Annotated in this window: 16 protein-coding genes; 5 read left to right on the top strand and 11 right to left on the bottom strand. The window is 71.3% G+C overall.

The annotated features are described in order from the left end of the window. Positions 1–24 precede the first annotated feature (24 nt). Positions 25–3,420: a S8 family serine peptidase gene (locus tag HQM25_RS16565; RefSeq protein WP_172991237.1), complete on the top strand. Its 3,396-nt coding sequence runs from the start codon at positions 25–27 to the stop codon at positions 3,418–3,420. Between the two features lie 177 nt (positions 3,421–3,597). Here HQM25_RS16565 and HQM25_RS16560 read toward each other — a convergent pair whose 3' ends face one another. Together HQM25_RS16560 and HQM25_RS16555 are read right to left on the bottom strand one after the other, a co-directional pair. After that, positions 3,598–4,170 (bottom strand): YdeI/OmpD-associated family protein, encoded by a 573-nt coding sequence (locus HQM25_RS16560; protein WP_172991236.1) that lies wholly within the window; start codon positions 4,168–4,170, stop codon positions 3,598–3,600. A 42-nt stretch (positions 4,171–4,212) separates the two neighbouring features. Then, entirely contained in the window at positions 4,213–5,022 is an 810-nt protein-coding gene (locus HQM25_RS16555) for an HAD-IIA family hydrolase (protein ID WP_172991235.1), read from the bottom strand. Between the two features lie 55 nt (positions 5,023–5,077). Between HQM25_RS16555 and HQM25_RS16550 the strand changes: the two genes are divergently transcribed. Next, positions 5,078–6,034: an SDR family NAD(P)-dependent oxidoreductase gene (locus HQM25_RS16550; protein ID WP_172991234.1), complete on the top strand. Its 957-nt coding sequence runs from the start codon at positions 5,078–5,080 to the stop codon at positions 6,032–6,034. 28 nt (positions 6,035–6,062) lie between these two features. Here the strand turns inward: HQM25_RS16550 and HQM25_RS16545 are convergent, their stop codons facing one another. After that, on the bottom strand, positions 6,063–6,698 hold the full coding sequence (locus HQM25_RS16545; protein WP_172991233.1) for a metal-dependent transcriptional regulator: 636 nt from the start codon (positions 6,696–6,698) through the stop codon (positions 6,063–6,065). Between the two features lie 45 nt (positions 6,699–6,743). Beyond that, on the bottom strand, positions 6,744–8,051 hold the full coding sequence (locus tag HQM25_RS16540; protein ID WP_438803640.1) for an Nramp family divalent metal transporter: 1,308 nt from the start codon (positions 8,049–8,051) through the stop codon (positions 6,744–6,746). Between the two features lie 146 nt (positions 8,052–8,197). On the opposite strand from HQM25_RS16540, the gene HQM25_RS16535 reads away from it, so the two are divergent. Continuing rightward, a complete protein-coding gene (locus HQM25_RS16535; RefSeq protein WP_172991232.1) occupies positions 8,198–8,821 on the top strand; it encodes a TrmH family RNA methyltransferase in 624 nt (207 codons plus the stop codon). On the opposite strand, the gene HQM25_RS16530 is transcribed toward HQM25_RS16535, so the two are convergent. The 4 genes from HQM25_RS16530 to HQM25_RS16515 all read right to left on the bottom strand — a co-directional run bounded on the left by HQM25_RS16530 (position 8,740) and on the right by HQM25_RS16515 (position 12,765). After that, positions 8,740–9,975, bottom strand: a complete 1,236-nt coding sequence (locus HQM25_RS16530) for an NAD(P)/FAD-dependent oxidoreductase (RefSeq protein ID WP_172991231.1) — start codon at positions 9,973–9,975, stop codon at positions 8,740–8,742. The genes HQM25_RS16535 and HQM25_RS16530 overlap by 82 nt on opposite strands. Then, the gene (locus HQM25_RS16525) at positions 9,972–11,021 is read right to left on the bottom strand and encodes an NAD(P)-binding domain-containing protein (protein WP_172991230.1); all 1,050 of its coding nucleotides are present in this window, start codon (positions 11,019–11,021) and stop codon (positions 9,972–9,974) included. The genes HQM25_RS16530 and HQM25_RS16525 overlap by 4 nt, the downstream gene beginning before the upstream one ends. An 86-nt stretch (positions 11,022–11,107) precedes the next feature. Then, positions 11,108–11,329: a hypothetical protein gene (locus HQM25_RS16520; protein ID WP_254359421.1), complete on the bottom strand. Its 222-nt coding sequence runs from the start codon at positions 11,327–11,329 to the stop codon at positions 11,108–11,110. 110 nt (positions 11,330–11,439) lie between these two features. Next, positions 11,440–12,765, bottom strand: coding sequence for an MATE family efflux transporter (locus tag HQM25_RS16515; RefSeq protein WP_172991229.1), 1,326 nt, complete (start codon positions 12,763–12,765; stop codon positions 11,440–11,442). Positions 12,766–12,857: 92 nt separating this feature from the next. Between HQM25_RS16515 and HQM25_RS16510 the strand changes: the two genes are divergently transcribed. Further along, positions 12,858–14,840: a M13 family metallopeptidase gene (locus tag HQM25_RS16510; RefSeq protein ID WP_172991228.1), complete on the top strand. Its 1,983-nt coding sequence runs from the start codon at positions 12,858–12,860 to the stop codon at positions 14,838–14,840. 162 nt (positions 14,841–15,002) lie between these two features. Further along, positions 15,003–15,857, top strand: a complete 855-nt coding sequence (locus tag HQM25_RS16505; protein WP_438803639.1) for a serine hydrolase — start codon at positions 15,003–15,005, stop codon at positions 15,855–15,857. Between the two features lie 93 nt (positions 15,858–15,950). On the opposite strand, the gene purU is transcribed toward HQM25_RS16505, so the two are convergent. The 3 genes from purU to HQM25_RS16490 all read right to left on the bottom strand — a co-directional run bounded on the left by purU (position 15,951) and on the right by HQM25_RS16490 (position 19,269). Further along, the gene (gene purU / locus HQM25_RS16500; RefSeq protein WP_172991227.1) at positions 15,951–16,832 is read right to left on the bottom strand and encodes a formyltetrahydrofolate deformylase; all 882 of its coding nucleotides are present in this window, start codon (positions 16,830–16,832) and stop codon (positions 15,951–15,953) included. A gap of 196 nt (positions 16,833–17,028) precedes the next feature. Next, a complete protein-coding gene (locus tag HQM25_RS16495; RefSeq protein ID WP_172991226.1) occupies positions 17,029–18,264 on the bottom strand; it encodes a cytochrome P450 in 1,236 nt (411 codons plus the stop codon). Between the two features lie 21 nt (positions 18,265–18,285). Beyond that, positions 18,286–19,269 (bottom strand): PDR/VanB family oxidoreductase, encoded by a 984-nt coding sequence (locus HQM25_RS16490; RefSeq protein ID WP_172991225.1) that lies wholly within the window; start codon positions 19,267–19,269, stop codon positions 18,286–18,288. Positions 19,270–19,330 lie beyond the last annotated feature (61 nt).

The raw sequence follows: 19,330 nt of genomic DNA, 5'->3' as shown, positions 1-19,330 counted from the left end.
CCCCCGATCCCCAGGAGTGACTCCATGCAACCGAGCTCTTCCCGACCCCGACGCCTGCTCGCGGCCACCGTCGCCGGCTGTGCGCTGGTCGGCGCCGGCCTGACCGGCACCGCAGCGGTCGCCGCCGACCCGGCCGCCCCCGCCCTCACAGGGTCTCCCGCGCTGCTCAGCGGCGCCTCGGCCGGCGGCACCGCGGTGACCCTCATCACCGGCGACACCGCGTACCTCACCACGGATGCGGATGGCGGCCAGAGCGTGTTCGTCCGCGGCGCCGGCGGCGAATCGACCGGCGACGTCTTCACGCGCACGGTCGAGGGGGACGTCTACGCGATCCCCGTCGACGCGCTCGACGCCATCGGCGACGACCGTCTCGATCTCGAGCTCTTCAACGTCAGCGGGCTGGTCCGCCAGGGCTACGACGACGCGGGCCGCACCTCCCTCCCCGTCATCGTGTCGGGCACCGTCGGGGTCATCGAGGGCACCGAGGCGACTGCCGAGCTCGAGTCCATCGACGCGACCGCCGTGACGATCGACAAGGAGTCCGCCGCCGAGGCCTTCGAGGCGCTGATGGCGGGCGGTGCCGACGTGCGGATCGCGCTGGACGCCCTCATGGAGCCGGCCGTCGTTCCGGCCGCGGCGGGCGCGGCATCCACCTCGGTCATGCTCGACCCCCGCACGGGCGTCGAGCAGACCGGAGCGCCGAAGGCATGGGCGTCGGGCTACACCGGCGAGGGGGTGCGGGTCGCCGTGCTCGACACCGGGTGGGACAGCAGCCACCCCGACCTCGCCGATCACGTCGTCGCCGAGAAGGACTTCACCGGCTCGGGCGCGACCGCGGATCAGGTCGGCCACGGCACGCACGTCGCGGGTACGGTGGCCGGGGACGGCACCGCCGACGTGAGCCGCGTGGGCATGGCACCCGACGCCGACCTCATCATCGGCAAGGTGCTCGGCCCGAACGGCGGATCGCAGTCGTCGATCATCGAGGGCATGGAGTGGGCGGTCGCCCAGGGCGCCGACATCGTGAACATGTCGCTCGGCAGCCAGGTGCCCGCACCCTGCGAGGACCCCGTCGAGGCGGCGGTCGAGGCGCTCAGCGACCAGGCGCTGTTCGTCATCTCGGCCGGCAACCTCTCGACCCGCACTTCGGTCACCTCGCCCGGCTGCGCGCCTGAGGCGCTCACCGTCGGCGCCGTCGACGCGAACGGCGACGTGGCCTCGTTCTCCAGCCGCGGCGCCGTGATGGGCGACCACCGCGTCAAGCCCGACATCTCCGCACCGGGTGTGGACATCGTCTCGGCGTGGGCCAACGGAACCGGCGGCGTGAAGTACCGCAGCATGTCGGGCACCTCGATGGCCGCACCGCACGTTGCGGGTGCGGCGGCGCTCGTCGCCCAGGCCCACCCGGAGTGGACCGGCGATCAGATCAAGCGCGCGCTCGCCGCCGGCGTGAAGACCGGCGAGACCAGCACCGTGTACGAAGAGGGCGCGGGCGAGCTGTGGGTTCCCGGTGCCATCGCGGCGACCGTCACCTCCGACGTCAGCGTCTCGGTGGGCACCTTCGCGTGGCCGCACGGCGCCGACCAGAAGGCGTCGACGCCGGTGACGTACCAGAACAGCGGATCCAAGGCCGTGCAGCTGTCGTTCCGCGTCGACGATGTGACCGGGGCCGACGGTGCACGTGTGCCGTCGTCGCTCATCCGCGTGTCGCCGCAGACGGTGACGATCCCCGCCGGTGGCTCGGTGGAGGTGACCGTGTCGGCGCGCGGCGACGTCGGCACGCTCGCCACCGATGCCTACGGCGAGATCAGCGCCCGCGTCATCGCCACGGCGAACGGGAAGACGGCGTCGACGACCGCCGTCGGCATGTGGCTCGCGCCGCAGACCACCACCGTCGATTTCGAGGTGATCGACCGCAACGGCGCCCCCGCGAGCGTCGGCCTGTTCGATCTCGTCGACCGTCACGCTCCGGCCCGCGGGCTGGTGTCGCTGGCGTCCGGCATCCCGACCGAGGAGCTCCGCGTGGGCACGTACACGGTGGGTGCGTACGTACGCACGACCGTCGACGGCCAGCGCACCTGGACCTACGTGTCGGTCCCCGAGCTCGAGATCACCGGGTCGACCACGAAGGTCACGCTCGATGCGCGCGACGCCGTGCCGATCACCGTCGACACGCCCCGCCCGATGAAGATCGTCGATTCGCAGTTCGGCACCGAGATGTCTTGGGATCGCTGGGGGGTCGAGTCGTACCTGTCGACGACCGGCGCCGACCTGTTCGTCACCCCCACCGCGCGGGTGAAGGACGGCGAGTTCGGCTTCGCCGTCACGATGCGCGGCGTGGATCCCTCGACCTCTATCGCGACGAGCCCGTACATCTACAACCTCGTCTTCGCCACCGAGCACGGCATCGATGCCGCACAGAATCACGTCGTGCGCGAGAAGGACCTGGCCACCGTCACCGAGTCGTGGCACGGCGAGCTCGGTCCGCTCGCGATGCTCGATGTGATGACCGTGCGGCCCGCGGGCTGGACGACCGACCTGGTCGGTCTGTCGGTCCCGGTCAACGCCCCCGCCCAGCGCACGGCGTACTACACGGCCGGCGCGACGTGGCAGCAGAGCGCGAGCGAGTCCAGCCGGCTGCCCGCCGCCCTGTGGGTCGACCCGGAGCGCACGTACACGGCCGGCCAGGAGACCTCGGTCGACTGGTACAAGCTGCGCAGCCGCACCGGCACCCTGTACCGCGCGGACGGCTCGCCCGGACGTGTCGCAGAACGGCAGGGCACGCTCATCGGGTTCAGCTTCCCGCAGTGGCAGGACACCGTCGCCGGACGCTACGCGATCGCCGGCTTCCGCGAGGTCGGCAACACCGCGGTGTGGGTCGACGGCGTCTATCGCGGCGTGGCGGCCTTCCCGTACGCACAGCTCACGGTCGGTGAGGGTGCGCATGACGTGTCGGTGCGGATCATCAACACCAAGCTCGGGTCTGCGCCCCTGTCGAGCACGACGTACACCGTGTTCTCGTTCTCGACCGACGAACCGGCCGACGGGGCCATCGCGGCGCTGCCCGTCGTGTTCCCGCGCTACGACGCCGCCGTCGACGAGTTCAACCGGGCGCCGCGTGACAGCGCGTTCGAGGTGACGATCGGCTCGGTCGGTCAGGACGGCTACGACCCGGGCGAGTGGGCGTCGCTCTCGGTGCGCATGGCGAGCACGCCGATCGTGTGGGACGTCAACAATCTGCCCGGGGAGAGCCCGTCGTGGGTCGATGTGCCCGTGGTGGAGCGCGACGGGGAATGGGTGGCGCTGATCGACCAGGCCGACGTGCCGGTGAACAGCAAGATCTCCCTGGCGGTCGAGGGCGTCGACGCGCACGGCGCCCAGGTCGAGCAGTACGTGTTCGACCTGTACCAGGTGCCGTAAGGCGCTGAGCGGAGGCGGGCGCGGCCGAAGGCCGTGCCCGCCTTCGGCGTATCAGCGCGCTCCCGAGCGATCAGTCCTTGCCGCGGCGCTGCCAGAGCTGCCACGCGACCAGGATCGTCGTGCCCAGCAGCACGATCGCCGAGACACCGTAGAGCAGCGCCTGCTCGACCCCGCTGATCACGGCCGCCTCCCCTCGGCCGCATCGGCCACGATCTTCGCGATGCGCGCGGACCGGGTCTCGGGCCGCCGGGCCATGTCGACGGTCGCGATGCCGAGCTTGCGCGCGGACGGCGGGAAGGCGTCCCATGCCGCGCGAGCGACGGGCGCGGCATCCAATGCGGCGGCGAGATCTGCGGGCTCCCGCAGTGCCTCGGCGTTGTCGAGCATGCTCCACGCGCCGTTCGCCCGCGCGATCTCCATCGCGCGGCGGCCGGCATCGGTCATCTCTCCCGACTCCTCGAGCGCGATCACGCGGGCCTTGTTGGTGGCGGCCCACCCGCTCGACGGGCGGCGGGGCGCGAACCAGAGGCCTCCGCGCTCCTCGTCGAACGAGCGCACCGGGCCGTCCACCCAGCCGAAGCACAGCGCCTGGCGGATGGCGTCCTCGTAGGCGACGAGTTCGAGGCCCGACCCGGGTCGCGGTCGCACCAGCCAGGCGCCCGTCGACGTGCGGTGGTTCTCCTCCAGCCAGGCGCGCCAGGCCGCGGCATCCACCGCTTCGACCCGTTCGCCGTCGTCGAGTGCTCCCATGCCGGCGACCCTACCCGTGAATGCGGACGGACGGCGTCCGCGTCAGACGCCCTCCGGCATCTCGGACTCGGCGGGCTCTTCGGGAAGGAGCGCGGCGACCGAGTCGAGCACCTCGTCGGGGCGGAAGGGGAAGCGCTGCACGTCGGCGGCGTCGGAGATGCCGGTGAGCACGAGCACGGTGTGCAGGCCCGCCTCGATGCCGGCGACCACGTCGGTGTCCATGCGGTCGCCGATCATGCCGGTGTTCTCGGAGTGCGCGCCGATGCGGTTGAGCGCCGAGCGGAACATCATGGGGTTGGGCTTTCCGACCACGTAAGGCTCCCGGCCGGTGGCCTTGGTGATGAGCGCGGTGATCGCCCCGGTCGCCGGCAGCAGGCCCTCCGTCGAAGGGCCCGTGGCGTCGGGGTTGGTCGCGATGAAGCGCGCCCCGGCCCCGATGAGCCGGATCGCCTTGGTGATCGCCTCGAACGAGTAGTTGCGGGTCTCGCCGACCACGACGTAGTCGGGGTCGGTCTCGGTCATGATGAAGCCGGCCTCGTGCAGCGCGGTGGTCAGTCCCGCCTCGCCGATGACGAACGCGGTGCCCCCGGGCATCTGCGACTGCAGGAAGTCGGCCGTGGCCAGCGCCGAGGTCCAGATGCGCTCCTCGGGCACGATCAGACCCGACGCGCGCAGCCGGGCGGAGAGGTCGCGGGGCGTGAAGATCGAGTTGTTCGTGAGCACCAGGAACGGCGTCGCGGTGTCGCGCCAGTGGTCGAGCAGCTCGCTCGCACCCGGGATCGGGGTGTTCTCGTGGACCAGCACGCCGTCCATGTCGGTCAGCCAGCATTCGATCTCGGCACGGGTCCGCATGCGAACAGCCTAGGTGCGTTCGTCGGCGCGCGCCGCCGGGCGTAGTCTCATCCTCGTGGCGAACGACGCGTGGGACCCTCGACGGCTTCCCGACCTGTCCGGGCGCACCTATCTCGTCACCGGCGGCAACCGCGGGCTCGGCTATTTCTCGTGCGAGCAGCTCATCGGCGCGGGGGCGCGCGTGATCATGACCGGGCGCTCCGCGACGCGTCTGCAGTCCGCGCGTGCGGCGCTGCGAAAGCGAGTGGATGCCGATCCCAGCGCGATCGAGACGATGCTGCTCGACACCGCCAACCTCGGCTCGGTGCGCGCAGCCGCGGCATCCATCCGGTCCCGCAAGAAGCTCGACGGGCTGCTGCTGAACGCCGGCATCGTGCATCCGCCGAAGGAGCGCACGACCTCGCCCGAGGGGCATGAGATCGTCTTCGCGACCAATGTGCTCGGGCACTTCGCCCTCGCGGCGGAGCTGCTCACCATCCTCGCCTCGGCGTCGGGGCGCATGGTGTGGGTCGGGAGCCTCGCCACCAAGCTCACGCCCTACGACCCGATGGACCCCGAGCTGCGCACCGGCTACACCCCCTGGCGCGCATACGCGCAGTCGAAGATCGCCACCACGGCCCTCGGGCTCGAAGCCGATCGGCGGCTGCGGGTCGCCGGCGTGCGGGTGGCGAGCATCGTCGCCCATCCCGGCTACTCGGTGAGCGGACGCACGGTGGGCATCCGCGACGTGAACGAACCCACGCGCGGCACGCGGTTCACCGACAGCCTGCAGATGCCGATCACCCAGTCCAAAGAGCACGGGGCGTGGTCGCTCGTGCGCGCGCTGGTCGACCCCACGATCGGCGGCGGGGAGTTCTGGGGACCGCAGTTCGGCCCCCGCGGCGAGCCGAAGCGCGGCACGCCGGCAAAGATCACCCGTGAGCCCGCGGTCGGGGAGCGCCTGTGGGAGCACTGCGAGCGCGCGAGCGTGCCCTGGCCGATGAGCAAGGCGGCGCGCCGGCGCCGGCGCTGAATGCGGCCTCAGACAGCTGGGCGCACCGTCAGGCCGTGAGCCAGACGGCGTCGGCGGCGTCGGCGGGAAGGGCCGCGTCGTCGCCGGCGACGCGGAGGGCCCCGGCATCGCCGACGATCACCTCGACGCCGACCGCGAGGCCGGCGGCCTCGGCCGCTCGCAGGATCTCGGGGTCGCGGTCGCTGATGCGCAGCACCCGTCCGCGGTGGCCGGAGGCGGCGTCGGCGAGCAGCACGAACGGCTCGCGCTCCACGTTGCCGTCGGCATCGGGGATCGCGTCGCCGTGCGGGTCGAAGCGCGGGCGGCCCAGGCGCTCGTCGATCCGCTCGAGGAGGCGGTCGCTGATCGAGTGCTCGAGCACCTCGGCCTCGTCGTGCACCTCGTCCCACCCGTAGCCGAACTCGCTCACCAGCCAGGTCTCGATGAGACGGTGGCGGCGGATGATGGCGGCGGCGCGGCGCTGTCCGTCGTCGGTGAGCCCGATCGGGCCGTACGGGCGGTGGGTGACCAGGCCCTGTGCGGCGAGCTTCTTCACCATCTCGGTGACGCTCGACGGGGCGAGCCCGAGCACCCCCGCCAGCTGCGAGGGCGTGATGCGCTCGTTCTGCCACTCGGTGTGGTGGTAGATGGTCTTCAGGTAGTCGTCGACCGCGGGGGATGCCACCGTCCCAGGGTACCGGCGGCGCTCAGGCCGCCGCGCCGGAGCCGGTCACGCCCCCGTGAAGACGAGCACGAGCAGGAGGGCGTTGAGCGCGATGAGGAACACGGATGCCGCGACGCCGGCGGCCGTGGTGATCCACCGGTTGCGGAACGGCCCGAGAACCTCGCGCTTCGCGGTGAGCACGACCAGCGGGATGAGCGCGAAGGGGATGCCGAACGAGAGGACCACCTGGCTCAGCACGAGCGCGAGGGTCGGGTCGAAGCCGACCGCGAGGATCGCCAGCGCCGGCAGCAGGGTGACGAGGCGGCGAACCAGCAGCGGCACGCGCACGCGCAGCAGCCCGTGCATGATCTCGGCCCCGGCGTAGGCGCCGACCGACGTGCTCGCCAGGCCGCTCGCGAGCAGACCGACGGCGAACAGGGTCGCCACGACCGGGCCGAGCCCGTCTCGCAGCGCCGCGTAGGCGCCCTCGAGGGTCTCGGTGCCGGGGACGCCGACGAGGTTCGCGGCCGCCAGCAACAGGATGCAGAGGTTCACGGTGCCGGCGATGAGCATCGCGATCGTGACGTCCCAGCGGGTCGCGGTCAGCAGCCGTGCGGTGCTGATTCCACGCCGGTGCTCCAGCGGCGCGGGGACGCGGGCGCCGGTGGCCTGGTCGAACACGTCGCCGACACGGTGGTGGCGCGGCGCGAACCGGTCGCGCGCGAGCGCCGAATGCGCGTAGATGGCGTGCGGCATGATCGTCGCGCCGAGGATGGATGCCGCCAGCAGCACCGATCCCGCATCCTCGAAGCGCGGCACCATGCCGCCGAGGACGCCGCTCGGCTCCGGCGGGCCGAGGAATACGCCGAACGTGAAGCCCACGGCGATCACGGCGACCATGCCGATCACGATCACCTCGAATGCCCGCGCCCCGCCCCGCGATTGCACGAGCAGCAGTCCGATCGACACGGCGCCGGTGATCACGCCGCCCCACACGAGTGGGACGCCGAACAGCAGCCACAGTGCGACCGCACCGCCGATCACCTCGGCGATGTCGGTGGCCATGGCCACCAGCTCGGCCTGCAGCCAGTACGCGCGACGCCCCCAGGCGCTCCGCATCCGCTGGCCGAGAACCTCGGGCAGGCTCTGCCCGGAGACGATGCCGAGCTTGGCCGACAGGTACTGGATGAGCCAGGCCATCACGTTGGCCAGCACCACCACCCAGACCAGGAGATACCCGTACAGCGCGCCCGCGGTCATGTTGCTGGCTACGTTGCCGGGGTCGAGATAGGCGACCCCGGCAACGAGCGCAGGTCCGATCAGCCAGGCGATTCGAGGGACGGATGCCAGGCGCAAGCTTCGCTCGCTTCGCACCGGTGCCGTGGGGCCGGCACCGGAACCCCCCTGGGCGGAAGTGCCTGGCATCCGCATCCCCTCGACGACTTTCGGCATGCCGAAAGAGTACGCGATATTTCGGAGGACCGAAACCTCGGAATTCGCGCGCGGGATACGGTGGCGGGGTGACTGCTTCGGAGCCCGTGCTTCCCCACGGCGTCGGGCCGTGGCCCGGCGGAGAGGCCGCGTGGCCCGACGACGACCGCTACGACCGCGATCTGCTCGCGCACGGCGACACGCGCAACGTCGTCGACGGGTACCGGTACTGGACGATGGAGGCGATCGTGGCAGACCTCGACACGCGGCGGCATCCCTTCCACGTCGCGATCGAGAACTGGCAGCACGACATGAACATCGGCTCGATCGTGCGCAGCGCGAACGCCTTTCTCGCCGCCGAGGTGCACATCGTCGGGCGGCGCCGCTGGAATCGCCGCGGCGCAATGGTGACCGACCGCTACCAGCACGTGCGCCATCACGAAGACGTCGCGACCTTCGCCGCGTGGGCGGATGCCGAGGGACTGCCGATCCTCGCGATCGACAACGTCGACGGATCCGCGCCGCTCGATCGCGCCGATCTCCCCGAGGCGTGCGTGCTCCTGTTCGGCCAGGAAGGCCCCGGTCTGTCTCCGGAGGCGCTCGCCGCGGCATCCGGGGTCATCGAGATCACTCAGTTCGGCTCGACGCGGTCGATCAACGCGAGCGCCGCCGGAGCGGTCGTCATGTACGAGTGGTGCCGGCGTTGGGCCTGAGCGTCGCGCACTGACCGGGCGACGGCCGCCGCGAGGTCGGCGACCACGCCGGCCGCGCGCGAGCGCGACGGCATGAAGCGCAGGAAGAACGTCAGGCGCAGCATCCACGCCATCCGGCCCGTGAACGGGATGCCGTACAGTTCCGCGATGCCGCGCCCCACACCGAACGCGGCCGCACGGCCGAGGCCGCGGTAGCGGAAGGGCCGCGGGGCGCGGCCGGCGACCACGCGCGCCAGCTGACGGCCGAGGTGTTCGCCGCCCTTGATCGCCCACAGCGCGTCGGCCGGCACGAGCAGCCCGGTCACCGGGTGCACCACGGCGGCGGCGTCGCCCGCGGCCCACACGCCGGCGCGCACGGCGAGGTCGCGGCGCGTGATGAGGCGGCCGCGCCGGTCGCGCCACGCATCGAGCCCGGGCACGACGACGGGCCGCTCGCCGACGGCCGCGACGATCGTGTCGGCACGCAGCCGCGTGCCGTCCGAGAGTGCGATGCCCGTCGCATCCGCCTCGGTGACACGCACGCCGAGGCGCAGCGTCACCCCCGCGTCGGCGAGATCCCGCGCGGCCGCTCCCACGAGCGCGGGCTGGTCGTCCCACGCGCCGAGCACCCGGTCGCCGGAGTGCACGAGCGTCACGCGCCGGCCGCGCTTGGCGATCGCCGCGGCGATCTCGGCCCCCGCGACGCCGCCGCCGATCACGACGACCTCGCCGCATCGGGTGGAGCGCACGTGGTCGCCCAGCGCCGCGATCTCGTCCACACCGCGCAGCGTGCGGGCGTGCTCGGCGAGCCCGGGCACCGCCGCGACGGGTTCGCGCGCGCCGGTGCCGACCACCAGGTGGTCGTAGGCGAGCGTGCGCTCACCGGCATCCCCCTCGTAGGTGACGGTGTGCGCGTGGGGATCGATCGCGGTCGCGACGCCGCGTTCGATGCGGGCCAGCGGCATCGCCTCGGCGAGCGGGGTCGCGAGACGGTCAGGGCGGATGTCGCCCGCGAGCAGCTCGCCCGTGAACCCATGGAACCGGTGGGAGTGGTCGGCCGAGATGACGACGATCTCGACCTCGCCGCGGCGCACGCGCGAGCGGAGCCCCCGGACGAGGCCCGCATACGCGTGAAGGGTGACGTAGCCGCCGCCGAGCAGCACGATGCGGGTCACGCGGGCACCTCCTCGGCGTGCGCGAGCGCGTGGCCGAAGCTCGTCGGCGGCGCGGGACGGAAGCCCAGGTGCGCGAGGTCGGCCGCGCGGCCGCGGATCTCGTCGATCTGCGCGAGGTCGGGCATGCCGATCGAGAAGTGGCCGGTGTGCCCGGTGAGGGCGAGGATCGCCGTCTCGGCGAAGCACGCGTACGATCGCCCGTCGGGCAGGCCGATATCGCCGCCGACGAGCCGCAGGCTCGGGATCGCGACGATTCCGCCGTCGATCACCGTCACGTCGGGGCGGGCCTCGGCGAGGTCGGGAGAGGTGTTGCGCGGCTGCGTTCCGTCGATCACGACCGCACCGGGGGCGAGGTGCTCGGGCCGCAGGAGCGCGTCGGCCGACGCGGTGAGCAGCACCACGATGTCGGCGTCTGCGACCGCGTCGATCGAGACCGCCGTGGAGACATGGATGCCGCGGGGCAGGCTCGCCGCGAACGCCTCGAGCTTCGGCGCCGAACGCGCGACGAGCAGGAGCTGCGAGGCGATCGGGTCGCGGGCGAGAAGCCGCGCGAGTCCTGATCCCACGCTGCCGCTGGCGCCCACGATCGCGATGCGTCGCGCCTCATCCCCGCGCCGCCTGGCGGCCGCGCGCACCTGATCGTCGACGATCGCCGCGGTGTAGGCGTTGCCGTTGGTCACGCCGATGCCGGTGCGACCGCGCAGGGTGAGACCTCCGGCCGTCACCGTGGCGGTGAGCGCACCCAGGCCCACCACGTCGGCGCCGAGCGATTCGGCGCGATCGACGGCGCGCGAGACGCGGCGGCGTCCTTCGTCGACGTGCGCGAGCAGGTGGCGGGCGCCGAAGGGCACCAGCACCACGTGGCCGACGCGCTCGCCGCCGATGGAGACCCCCGCCATCGTGACCGGCGGCACGGGCAGGCGGCGCAGCGCGACGTCGTAGATCGGCTCGGGGACGGCGCCGAGCGGACGCCACACGCGGGCGAGGTCCTCGCTCAGTCGGGCTCGCGGGTGCACGAGGAAGGCGAAGGTGCCGGCAGCGCTCATGGGAGTGGTCCTCTCGACGGGCGCGCCGCACGGTGCGGCGCCGTTGCCCTATCGAGAGGTCGCAGGCACGGCTCTGATACGCCGAGTCAGCCGCGGTCGATGCCGAAGGTGTGCTTGACGAGGGCCTGCACGTCGCGATCGAGATTGTCGAGCCGGGCGTTGACGAGGTCGAACTTCGTGTCGAGTCGTCCGATCTCGGCGCGGACCACGCGCACGAACATCGTCGACACCACGGTGATCATGCCGAACATGCCGGCGGCGAACACGGCGATGAGGGTCCACACCTGCGGCTCGGTCACGGTCAGCACTCCTTCATTGTGATGCGGTGCGCACGACGATGCCAGTGCCTGGGCGCCCGATCCGCCGAACCCGTGCCGTTGTGGACGATCATCGTGCACACCCCAATTGGGGAGAAGCCTCAGGCTCCGGCGGTCATCCACTCCGGCCGGCGCACGCGCCAGCCGAGGGTCGCGAGCCGCGCCAGCATGTACACGCCGAAGAAGGTGACTGCAAGCCACGCGAGCCCCGCGGCGCCCGGGGGCGAGATCAGTGCCACCGCCACGAGGGCGGGGAGGAAGGGCACGAGGTTCAGCAGGCCCGCCACCGCGAGGTACTTCGCGTCGCCCGCGCCGATGAGCACCCCGTCGAGCACGAACACGATCCCGCACACCGGCTGCGCGATCGCCAGGATGATCAGCGCCGGCTGCACCAGTGCCGCGAGCGCGGCATCCCCGGTGAACAGCAGCCCGATGAGACCAGAGAAGCCGCCGATGACCACACCCACGAGAACCCCGAACCAGGCGCCCCAGGCCACGGTGCGCCGCAGCACCCGCACGACCTCGTGCTCGTCGCCGGCACCGAGGCCCTTGCCGATGAGGGCCTGGGCGGCGATGGCGAGCGCGTCGAGCGCGAACGCGGCGGTGGAGAAGATCGTGAACGCCACCTGCCAGCCGGCGAGCTCCTCCGTGCCGAGCCCGGTCGCGACGGCGACCGTGGCCAGCAGCGCGACCCGCAGCGACACCGTGCGCAGGAACAGCCAGCCGCCCGAGCGGGCGGAGCCGCGCAATCCCTCCCGATGCGGACGGATGGATGCCGCGTGCCGGCGCGCCAGCCGCGACACCACCCACGCGTAGGCGCCGACCATGCCCCACTGGGCGACGACGGTGCCGAACGCGGATCCCGCGATCCCCCAGCCGAACCCGTAGATGAACAGCCAGTTGAGCAGGGCGTTCGCGCCGAAGCCGAGCCCGGCGATCCACAGCGGGGTGACGGTGTCCTGCATCCCGCGCAGGAGGCCCGTTGCGGCGAACACCACGAGCATCGCCGGCAGACCCCACATCGAGATGCCGAGATAGATGGATGCCTCGCCCGCGACCTCCGGGGAAGCGCCGAACAGCGCCACGAGGCCCGGTGTCGCGAGGTAGCCGACCAGGGCGAGGCCGGAGCCCAGCGCCAGGGCGAGCCACATGCCGTCGATGCCGACCGAGACCGCCCTCGACAGGTCGCCTCCGCCGAAGCGGCGTGCCACCGCGGGGGTGGTGCTGTAGGCGAGGAAGACCATGAGGCCGACGATCGTCTGCAGCACCGCCGAGGCGATGCCGAGCCCGGCGAGCGGCACGACCCCGAGATGCCCGACGAGCGCGGAATCGACGATGAGGAACAGGGGCTCGGCCACCAGCGCGCCCAGCGCCGGCACCGCCAGGCGCAGGATCGCGCGGTTCAGAGTGTCGGGGGCGCTCGTCACGGTCCGAGCCTACGGGTCACGATGGCATCACGACCTCGGGCGCGGTCCGATCGGGCCCGCACCGGGGTGCGGCGGCGCATAGCATAGAGCCCATGACCGATTCCCCCCGTTCCGGTCTCGCGCTCGAGGAGCTGAGTGCCGAGATCCGCCCGCAGGACGACCTCTACCGTCACGTCAACGGGGCCTGGATCGATCGCACCGAGATCCCCGACGACAAGGCGCGCTGGGGCTCGTTCCACCTGATCGCCGAACAGGCGGAGAAGGACGTGCGCGCGATCGTCGAGGAGTCGCAGTCGGCGGAGCCCGGCACCGAGGCCCGCAAGATCGGCGACCTCTACACGAGCTTCATGGACACCGAGCGCATCGAGGCGCTCGGCACCGCACCGCTGACCGCGCAGCTGGCTCGGGTCGACGCTGTCGACGGCATCCCCGCCTTCCTCGCGACCCTGGGCGAACTCGAGCGCGACGGCGTCGCCGGGCTCATCCACCTCTACATCGAGCCCGACCCGGGCAACCCCGAGCGCTACGTGCCGTTCTTCATCCAGGGCGGCCTGTCGCTGCCCGACGAGAGCTACTACCGCCTCGACAACTTCCAGGAGACGCGCATCGCGTTCCGCGGGCACGCCGAGCGCATCCTGGGGCTCGCGGGCGTCGACGAGCCGGGTGCGGCGGCCGACCGCATCGTCGCGCTCGAGACCGAGCTGGCGACCCACCACTGGGACAACGTCCGCAGTCGCGACGCCGTCGCCACCTACAACCTCATGACCGGTGACGAGGCCGAGAAGCTCATGGGTCTGAACCTCGACCCGTGGGTCGCCGCGGTCGCGCCCGATCACCCGGGCGTCTTCGAAGAGATCAACGTCAGCCAGCCGAGCTTCCTCGAGGGGCTCGGCGCGCTGCTGACGGAGGACCGGCTCGAGGATTGGAAGGCCTGGCTGCGGTTCTCGATCGTCCACTCGGCCGCGCCGTTCCTCCCGCAGGTGTTCGTCGACGAGAACTTCTCCTTCTACGGCACGCAGCTCACCGGCGTACCGGTGAACCGCGAGCGGTGGAAGCGCGGCGTCTCGCTCGCCGAGGCGGCGCTCGGCGAGGCCATCGGCCACGTGTACGTCGAGCGGCACTTCCCGCCGGCGGCCAAGGACGCCATGGACGAGCTGGTTGCCAACCTCATCGAGGCGTACCGCCAGTCGATCGCCGAACTCGACTGGATGAGCCCCGAGACCCGCGAGCGCGCGCTCGCCAAGCTCGACGCGTTCACGCCGAAGATCGGCTACCCGGTCAAGTGGAAGGACTACTCCACCCTCGAGATCGACGCCGAAGACCTCGTGGGCAACGTGCGCCGCGCGCACGTGTGGGAGCACGACCGCCAGCTCGCCAAGGTCGGCCAGCCGATCGACCGCGACGAGTGGTACATGACGCCCCAGACCGTCAACGCGTACTACAACCCGCTCATGAACGAGATCGTGTTCCCGGCGGCGATCCTGCAGTACCCGTTCTTCGAGCCCGACCGCGACGCGGCCGCGAACTACGGCGGCATCGGCGCGGTGATCGGCCACGAGATCGGCCACGGCTTCGACGACCAGGGCAGCCGGTTCGACGGCGACGGGTCGCTGCGCGACTGGTGGACCGACGACGACCGGGCCGCGTTCGAGAAGCGCACGAAGAACCTCATCGCCCAGTACGACGCGCTCACTCCGCAGGGGCTGGCCGAGGAGAACACCGTCAACGGCTCCCTGACCATCGGCGAGAACATCGGCGACCTCGGCGGACTCGGCATCGCCCTCAAGGCGTACGCGCTGCACGTGGGCGCCGACGACGCCGACGCTGCGGTCACCGGTCCCGAGCTCGACGGATTCACCGGCATCCAGCGCCTGCTGCTGAGCTGGGCGCAGATCTGGCAGCAGAAGGGCCGGGATGCCGAGACCATCCGCCTGCTCACGATCGACCCGCACTCGCCGAACGAGTTCCGGTGCAACCAGATCGTCCGCAACATCGACGCGTTCTACGACGCGTTCGGCGTGACGGAGTCCGACGCGCTGTGGCTCGACCCGGAGGCGCGCGTCACCATCTGGTGACCCGCGCGGGCCACCCGAGGCCCCGCGCGCCTTCACTCCCCAACTGAACACGAATAGTTCCCGCATCCATTCCGACCGGAAGGAACCCCGCTCGTGGGCAAGCCCCCTGAGCCCATACCGGAAGCTGAGTCGCAGCGGGGGTCGCGACGCAGCAGCCGCAGACTGCCGAGGAGGGCGGCAGTCGGGCGCAGATCCTCATTCACGTCGACGCTGAAGGCGCTCGACGGCCTCGCCGCGTCCGGCGCCAAGATCTCGGTGCGCATCACCGACCTGGACCGCGGCACCCCGGTGCTCGCCGGCGACGACTTCGTGACTCTGCCGGTCGGGGGTCTGGGGGTCGTGCCGCTGCTGATCGAACTGGCGGCCGCGTTCGAGTCCGGCCGGCTCGAGCCGCTGGAGATCGTCGACCGTCAAGGCTTCGATTCCGTGGCCGTGGCGGGGGTGTGGCAGCACCTGAAGGCGCCGGCGCTCCCTCTCGTGGATCTCGCCGTGCTCACGGCATCCACCGGCGACGCGCTGGCCGCCAACGCCCTGCTCTCCCGGGTCGGACTGAGCCACGTGCAGGCCCGCATCGAGCAGCTGGGGCTGTCGCGCTCGGCGCTGCTCGACCAGTTCCGCGACGAGCGGGGACCCGACGACGCGCCCCACTACGCGCTCGGCTCGGCGCGCGAGCTCGCGGAGGTGTTCGCGGCGCTCGTCAACTCGCAGGTCGTCTCGGCGCCGGTGAGCGCCCAGGTGGCGGAATGGCTGAGCCTCAACCACGACCTGTCCCTGGTCGCGTCGGCCACGGGGCTCGACCCGTTCGCCCACGAGAATGACGAGCACGGGCTGCTGTTCATCAACAAGACGGGTCGCGAGTCCGGCGTGCGGGTGGAGTCCGGAGTGCTCGCGGGCCCCCGCGGCGGCGTCTCATACGCCCTGATCGTCTGCTTCGACGACCTGTCGATCTACCACCGCATGCGGGTGCACGACGCCTTCCGCACGCTCGGCGTCGACCTCATGGAGTACGTCTTCTAGCGCCGGTGGGGTCTCGATACGCTCGTTCCTCGCTCCCCGTCCTTGACCCGCGACGCATCAACGCGGGCTCCGCTCGGATTGATCCGTCGCGCGTCAAAAAACGATCGTGTGGTTGCCGTGGCGGATCACGCGGTCCTGCGCGTGCCAGAGCACCGCGCGCGAGAGCACCTGGCGCTCCACGTCGGCGCCGCGGCGCACGAGCTCGGCGAGGGTGTCGGCGTGGGTCACGCGCACGATGTCCTGCTCGATGATCGGACCCTCGTCGAGGTCGCCGGTGACGTAGTGCGAGGTCGCGCCGATGAGCTTGACACCGCGTTCCTTGGCCTTCTTGTAGGGCTCGGCGCCGATGAAGGCGGGGAGGAACGAGTGGTGGATGTTGATCACCGGCACCCCGAGCTGCTCGAGGAAGTCGGGCGAGAGGATCTGCATGTAGCGCGCGAGCACCACGAAGTCGACGTTGCCCTGGAGCAGCTGCAGGATCTTCGCCTCCGACTCCGCCTTGTCCGGACCCGGAGTCGAGGGCACGTGGAAGAACGGCACGCCGAACGAGCGCACGTCTTCGGCGGAGGTCGTGTGGTTCGAGATCACCATGGGCACCGTGACCGGGAGGTCGCCGCGGCGGTGCCGCCAGAGCAGGTCGAGCAGGCAGTGGTCCTGCTTCGATGACAGGATCGCCATGCGCTTGGGCACCGACTGGTCGGTGAGCGACCATTCCAGGTCGAACCCCGCGAGGGTCTGCGCGATCTCGGCCTCGATCTGCGGGCGGGCGGCGGCGAACTGGGGGCGGTGGAACACGACGCGCTGGAAGTACGCGCCCCCGCGCGGGTCGTCGGAGTACTGGTCGAGGGTGACGATGTTCCCGCCGAGGCGCGTGATCATGGCGGAGACGGCCGCGATGATCCCCGGCTTGTCGCTGCCGTGCACGATGAGGCAGGCGTGATCGGGGAGCAGGTGGACGAAAGCGGGCGCGGCCATGGATAGATTCTGCCGTGTGGAGGCCGGTCGCCTGAACCGGGTTCGGTTGCCGGGATCTCCTTGACCATTCCGGTAAGCGGAATGCGCCAGGTGCGCAACAGCACGGAGTACCCGACGACAACCGCCCGACGGCCACGCGCGAGGATGTCGCTGAAGCGATCGTCGCCTCCACCGCGATCGTCGCCGCGTGCGCCCGCTACGTGAGGGCTTCGCTCTGATCCGATCGAGGCACCGTGCGTACCCGAACCGGGATGCTCTCCCAGCCTCGGAGCGTGTTGTTGAGGTGCCGACGGGGCTCGACTGTCGGCGTGAGGGTCTCCACGCGATCGAGCAGCGCGTTCAGCACGGCGAGTGCTTCGGCGCGCGCCACGTGCTGCCCGACGCACTGGTGCAGGCCCATGCCGAAGCCGACGTGGCCGGAGGGATCACGGTCGAGATCGAAGCGCTCCGGGTCGCGCCATCGGCGCGGATCGTGGTTGGCGGAGCCGAGGAACATGAGCACCTTCTGCCCGGGCGGGATGAGCACGTCGTCGATGACGGTTTCGGTCTTCGTCGTGCGGAAGAAGGTCTGCACCGGCGAATCGAGGCGGATCGCCTCTTCGAAAGCGCGAGGGAGGAGTGAGCGATCGCCGCGCAGCCGGGCCCATGCAGCGGGGTTCGACGCCAGCGCGTGCAGCGTCGAGGCGATGCCGGTCACCGTGGTGTCGACGCCGGCCGTGAGCAGGGATCGCACGATCAGCGGCGCCTGCTCGTGGGTGATGTCGCCGCGGTCGGCGGCGGCCCAGATCTGCGCACCGAAGCCTGATGTGGAGAGGTTCTCGCGCCGACACTGCTCGGCGATCCACGAGATCGTCGGACCGATGTGGGCGGCACCGCTGATGACCCGATCGTTCTGCGGTCCGAAGGCATTGAACGCGAAGTCCCCATAGGGCAGGAGGTTCTCCCGGCCGTCGGTGCCGAGACCGACGGCATCGGGGAACACCCGCAGGGGGAAGACCTCGGCGAGGTCTGTGACCACATCGAAGCCCTCGCCTCGCGAAAGCACCTCGTCCACCAGCGCGGCCGCGTCGGTCTGCCATTGGGTCGACAGTTCCCGCAGCCGTGCCGGCGAGAGCAGGCGGGTGAGAACTGAGCGGGGCGCGTCGTGTCGCGGCGGATCGGCTTCGAGGAGGAGGCTCGGCGGCCGCCACGGCGGTTCCTCGTCGAAGTTCGCCAGGCCGACGCCCGCGCTCGAGACGAGCGACTGCCAGTCGGTGAGCGCGCGGTGCACCTCGGCGTAGCGCGCGATGCCATAGACGTCGTATCGCTCGAGCCGGAAGACCGGTCCGAGTTCGCGCAGTTCGTGAAGCCGCGGAGAGGGATCGGCGAGGAACTCGTCGCTGAAGGGGTCGAGCATCGAGACGGGGAGCGACGCGCGGGTGACGGAGGTCATGAGCGTTCCTTGGGGTGGGGATCAGAGATCGAGCAGGAGCCGCTCGCCGCGGCACCGGGAGACGCAGGGATACATGGAGTCCGACGCCGTGCGCTCGTCATCGTCGAGCAGCGCGTCGCGATGGTCCGGGGTTCCCGCCACGACGCGGGTCTCGCACGTACCGCACACACCCTGCGCGCACGAGGTCAGCACGCTCACGCCGGCGCGACGCAGTGCGGCGACGACCGTCTCGCCGGTGTCGACCGTGACGGTCGCTCCCGTGCGCGTGGCGACGACCTCGAACGCTCGCTCAGCGCCCGAATCGGAGGCGGTTGCGGCGAACCGCTCGACCTTCGGCGGCCAACCGCCTTCGACGGCACCCCACGCCGCGACGGAGTCCAGGAGTCGTTCAGGACCGCAGGCGTACGTGCGCACGCGGGCGTCGCGGGGACGCCACGTGTCGAGGTCGATGCGGCCGCGCTCGTCGGAGCAATGCATGGTGACGCGCGCGCCGTACGGGCTCAGTTCGTCGAGGTAGGCCATGCGCCGTCGCGAGCGTCCGAGGTACAGCAGCCTCCATTCGGCGCCCGCGAGCTCTGCGCCGCGGATCATCGGCAGCAGGGGGGTGATGCCGATGCCCCCGGCGATGAACAGATACTCCGGAGCCGGTGCGAGCCGGAAGTTGTTGCGCGGCCCGCCGAATCGCACGACACTGCCGACGGCGATGCTGTCGTGGATCGCCACCGACCCGCCGCGTCCACAGGGTTCGCGCTGGACCGCGATGGTGTAGGTCGCGGCATCCCATCGATCCCCGCACAGGGAGTACTGGCGCACTGCGCCATCGTCGAGCAGGAGATCGATGTGGGCGCCGGGAGCCCAGTCCGGGAGGCGGCCACCACCGGGGCGCTGCAGGCGCAGTTCGATGACCCCGTGGGCCACGTCACGACGGGAGACCACGGTCACCGTGTCGGCCGCCGCGGATGGTGCGGTGACCTGATGGCCGTCGGGGAACGTGAAGGTGGGCATCCGACCTCCTTGCCGAGCCTGCGATCGTCTTCGATCCCGATGAGCGTATGAGGGCTGGAAT

It is taken from the genome of Microbacterium hominis (assembly GCF_013282805.1).
Classification (GTDB): Bacteria; Actinomycetota; Actinomycetes; order Actinomycetales; family Microbacteriaceae; genus Microbacterium; species Microbacterium hominis_B.
This window is presented reverse-complemented; position numbering and strand designations above follow the sequence as displayed.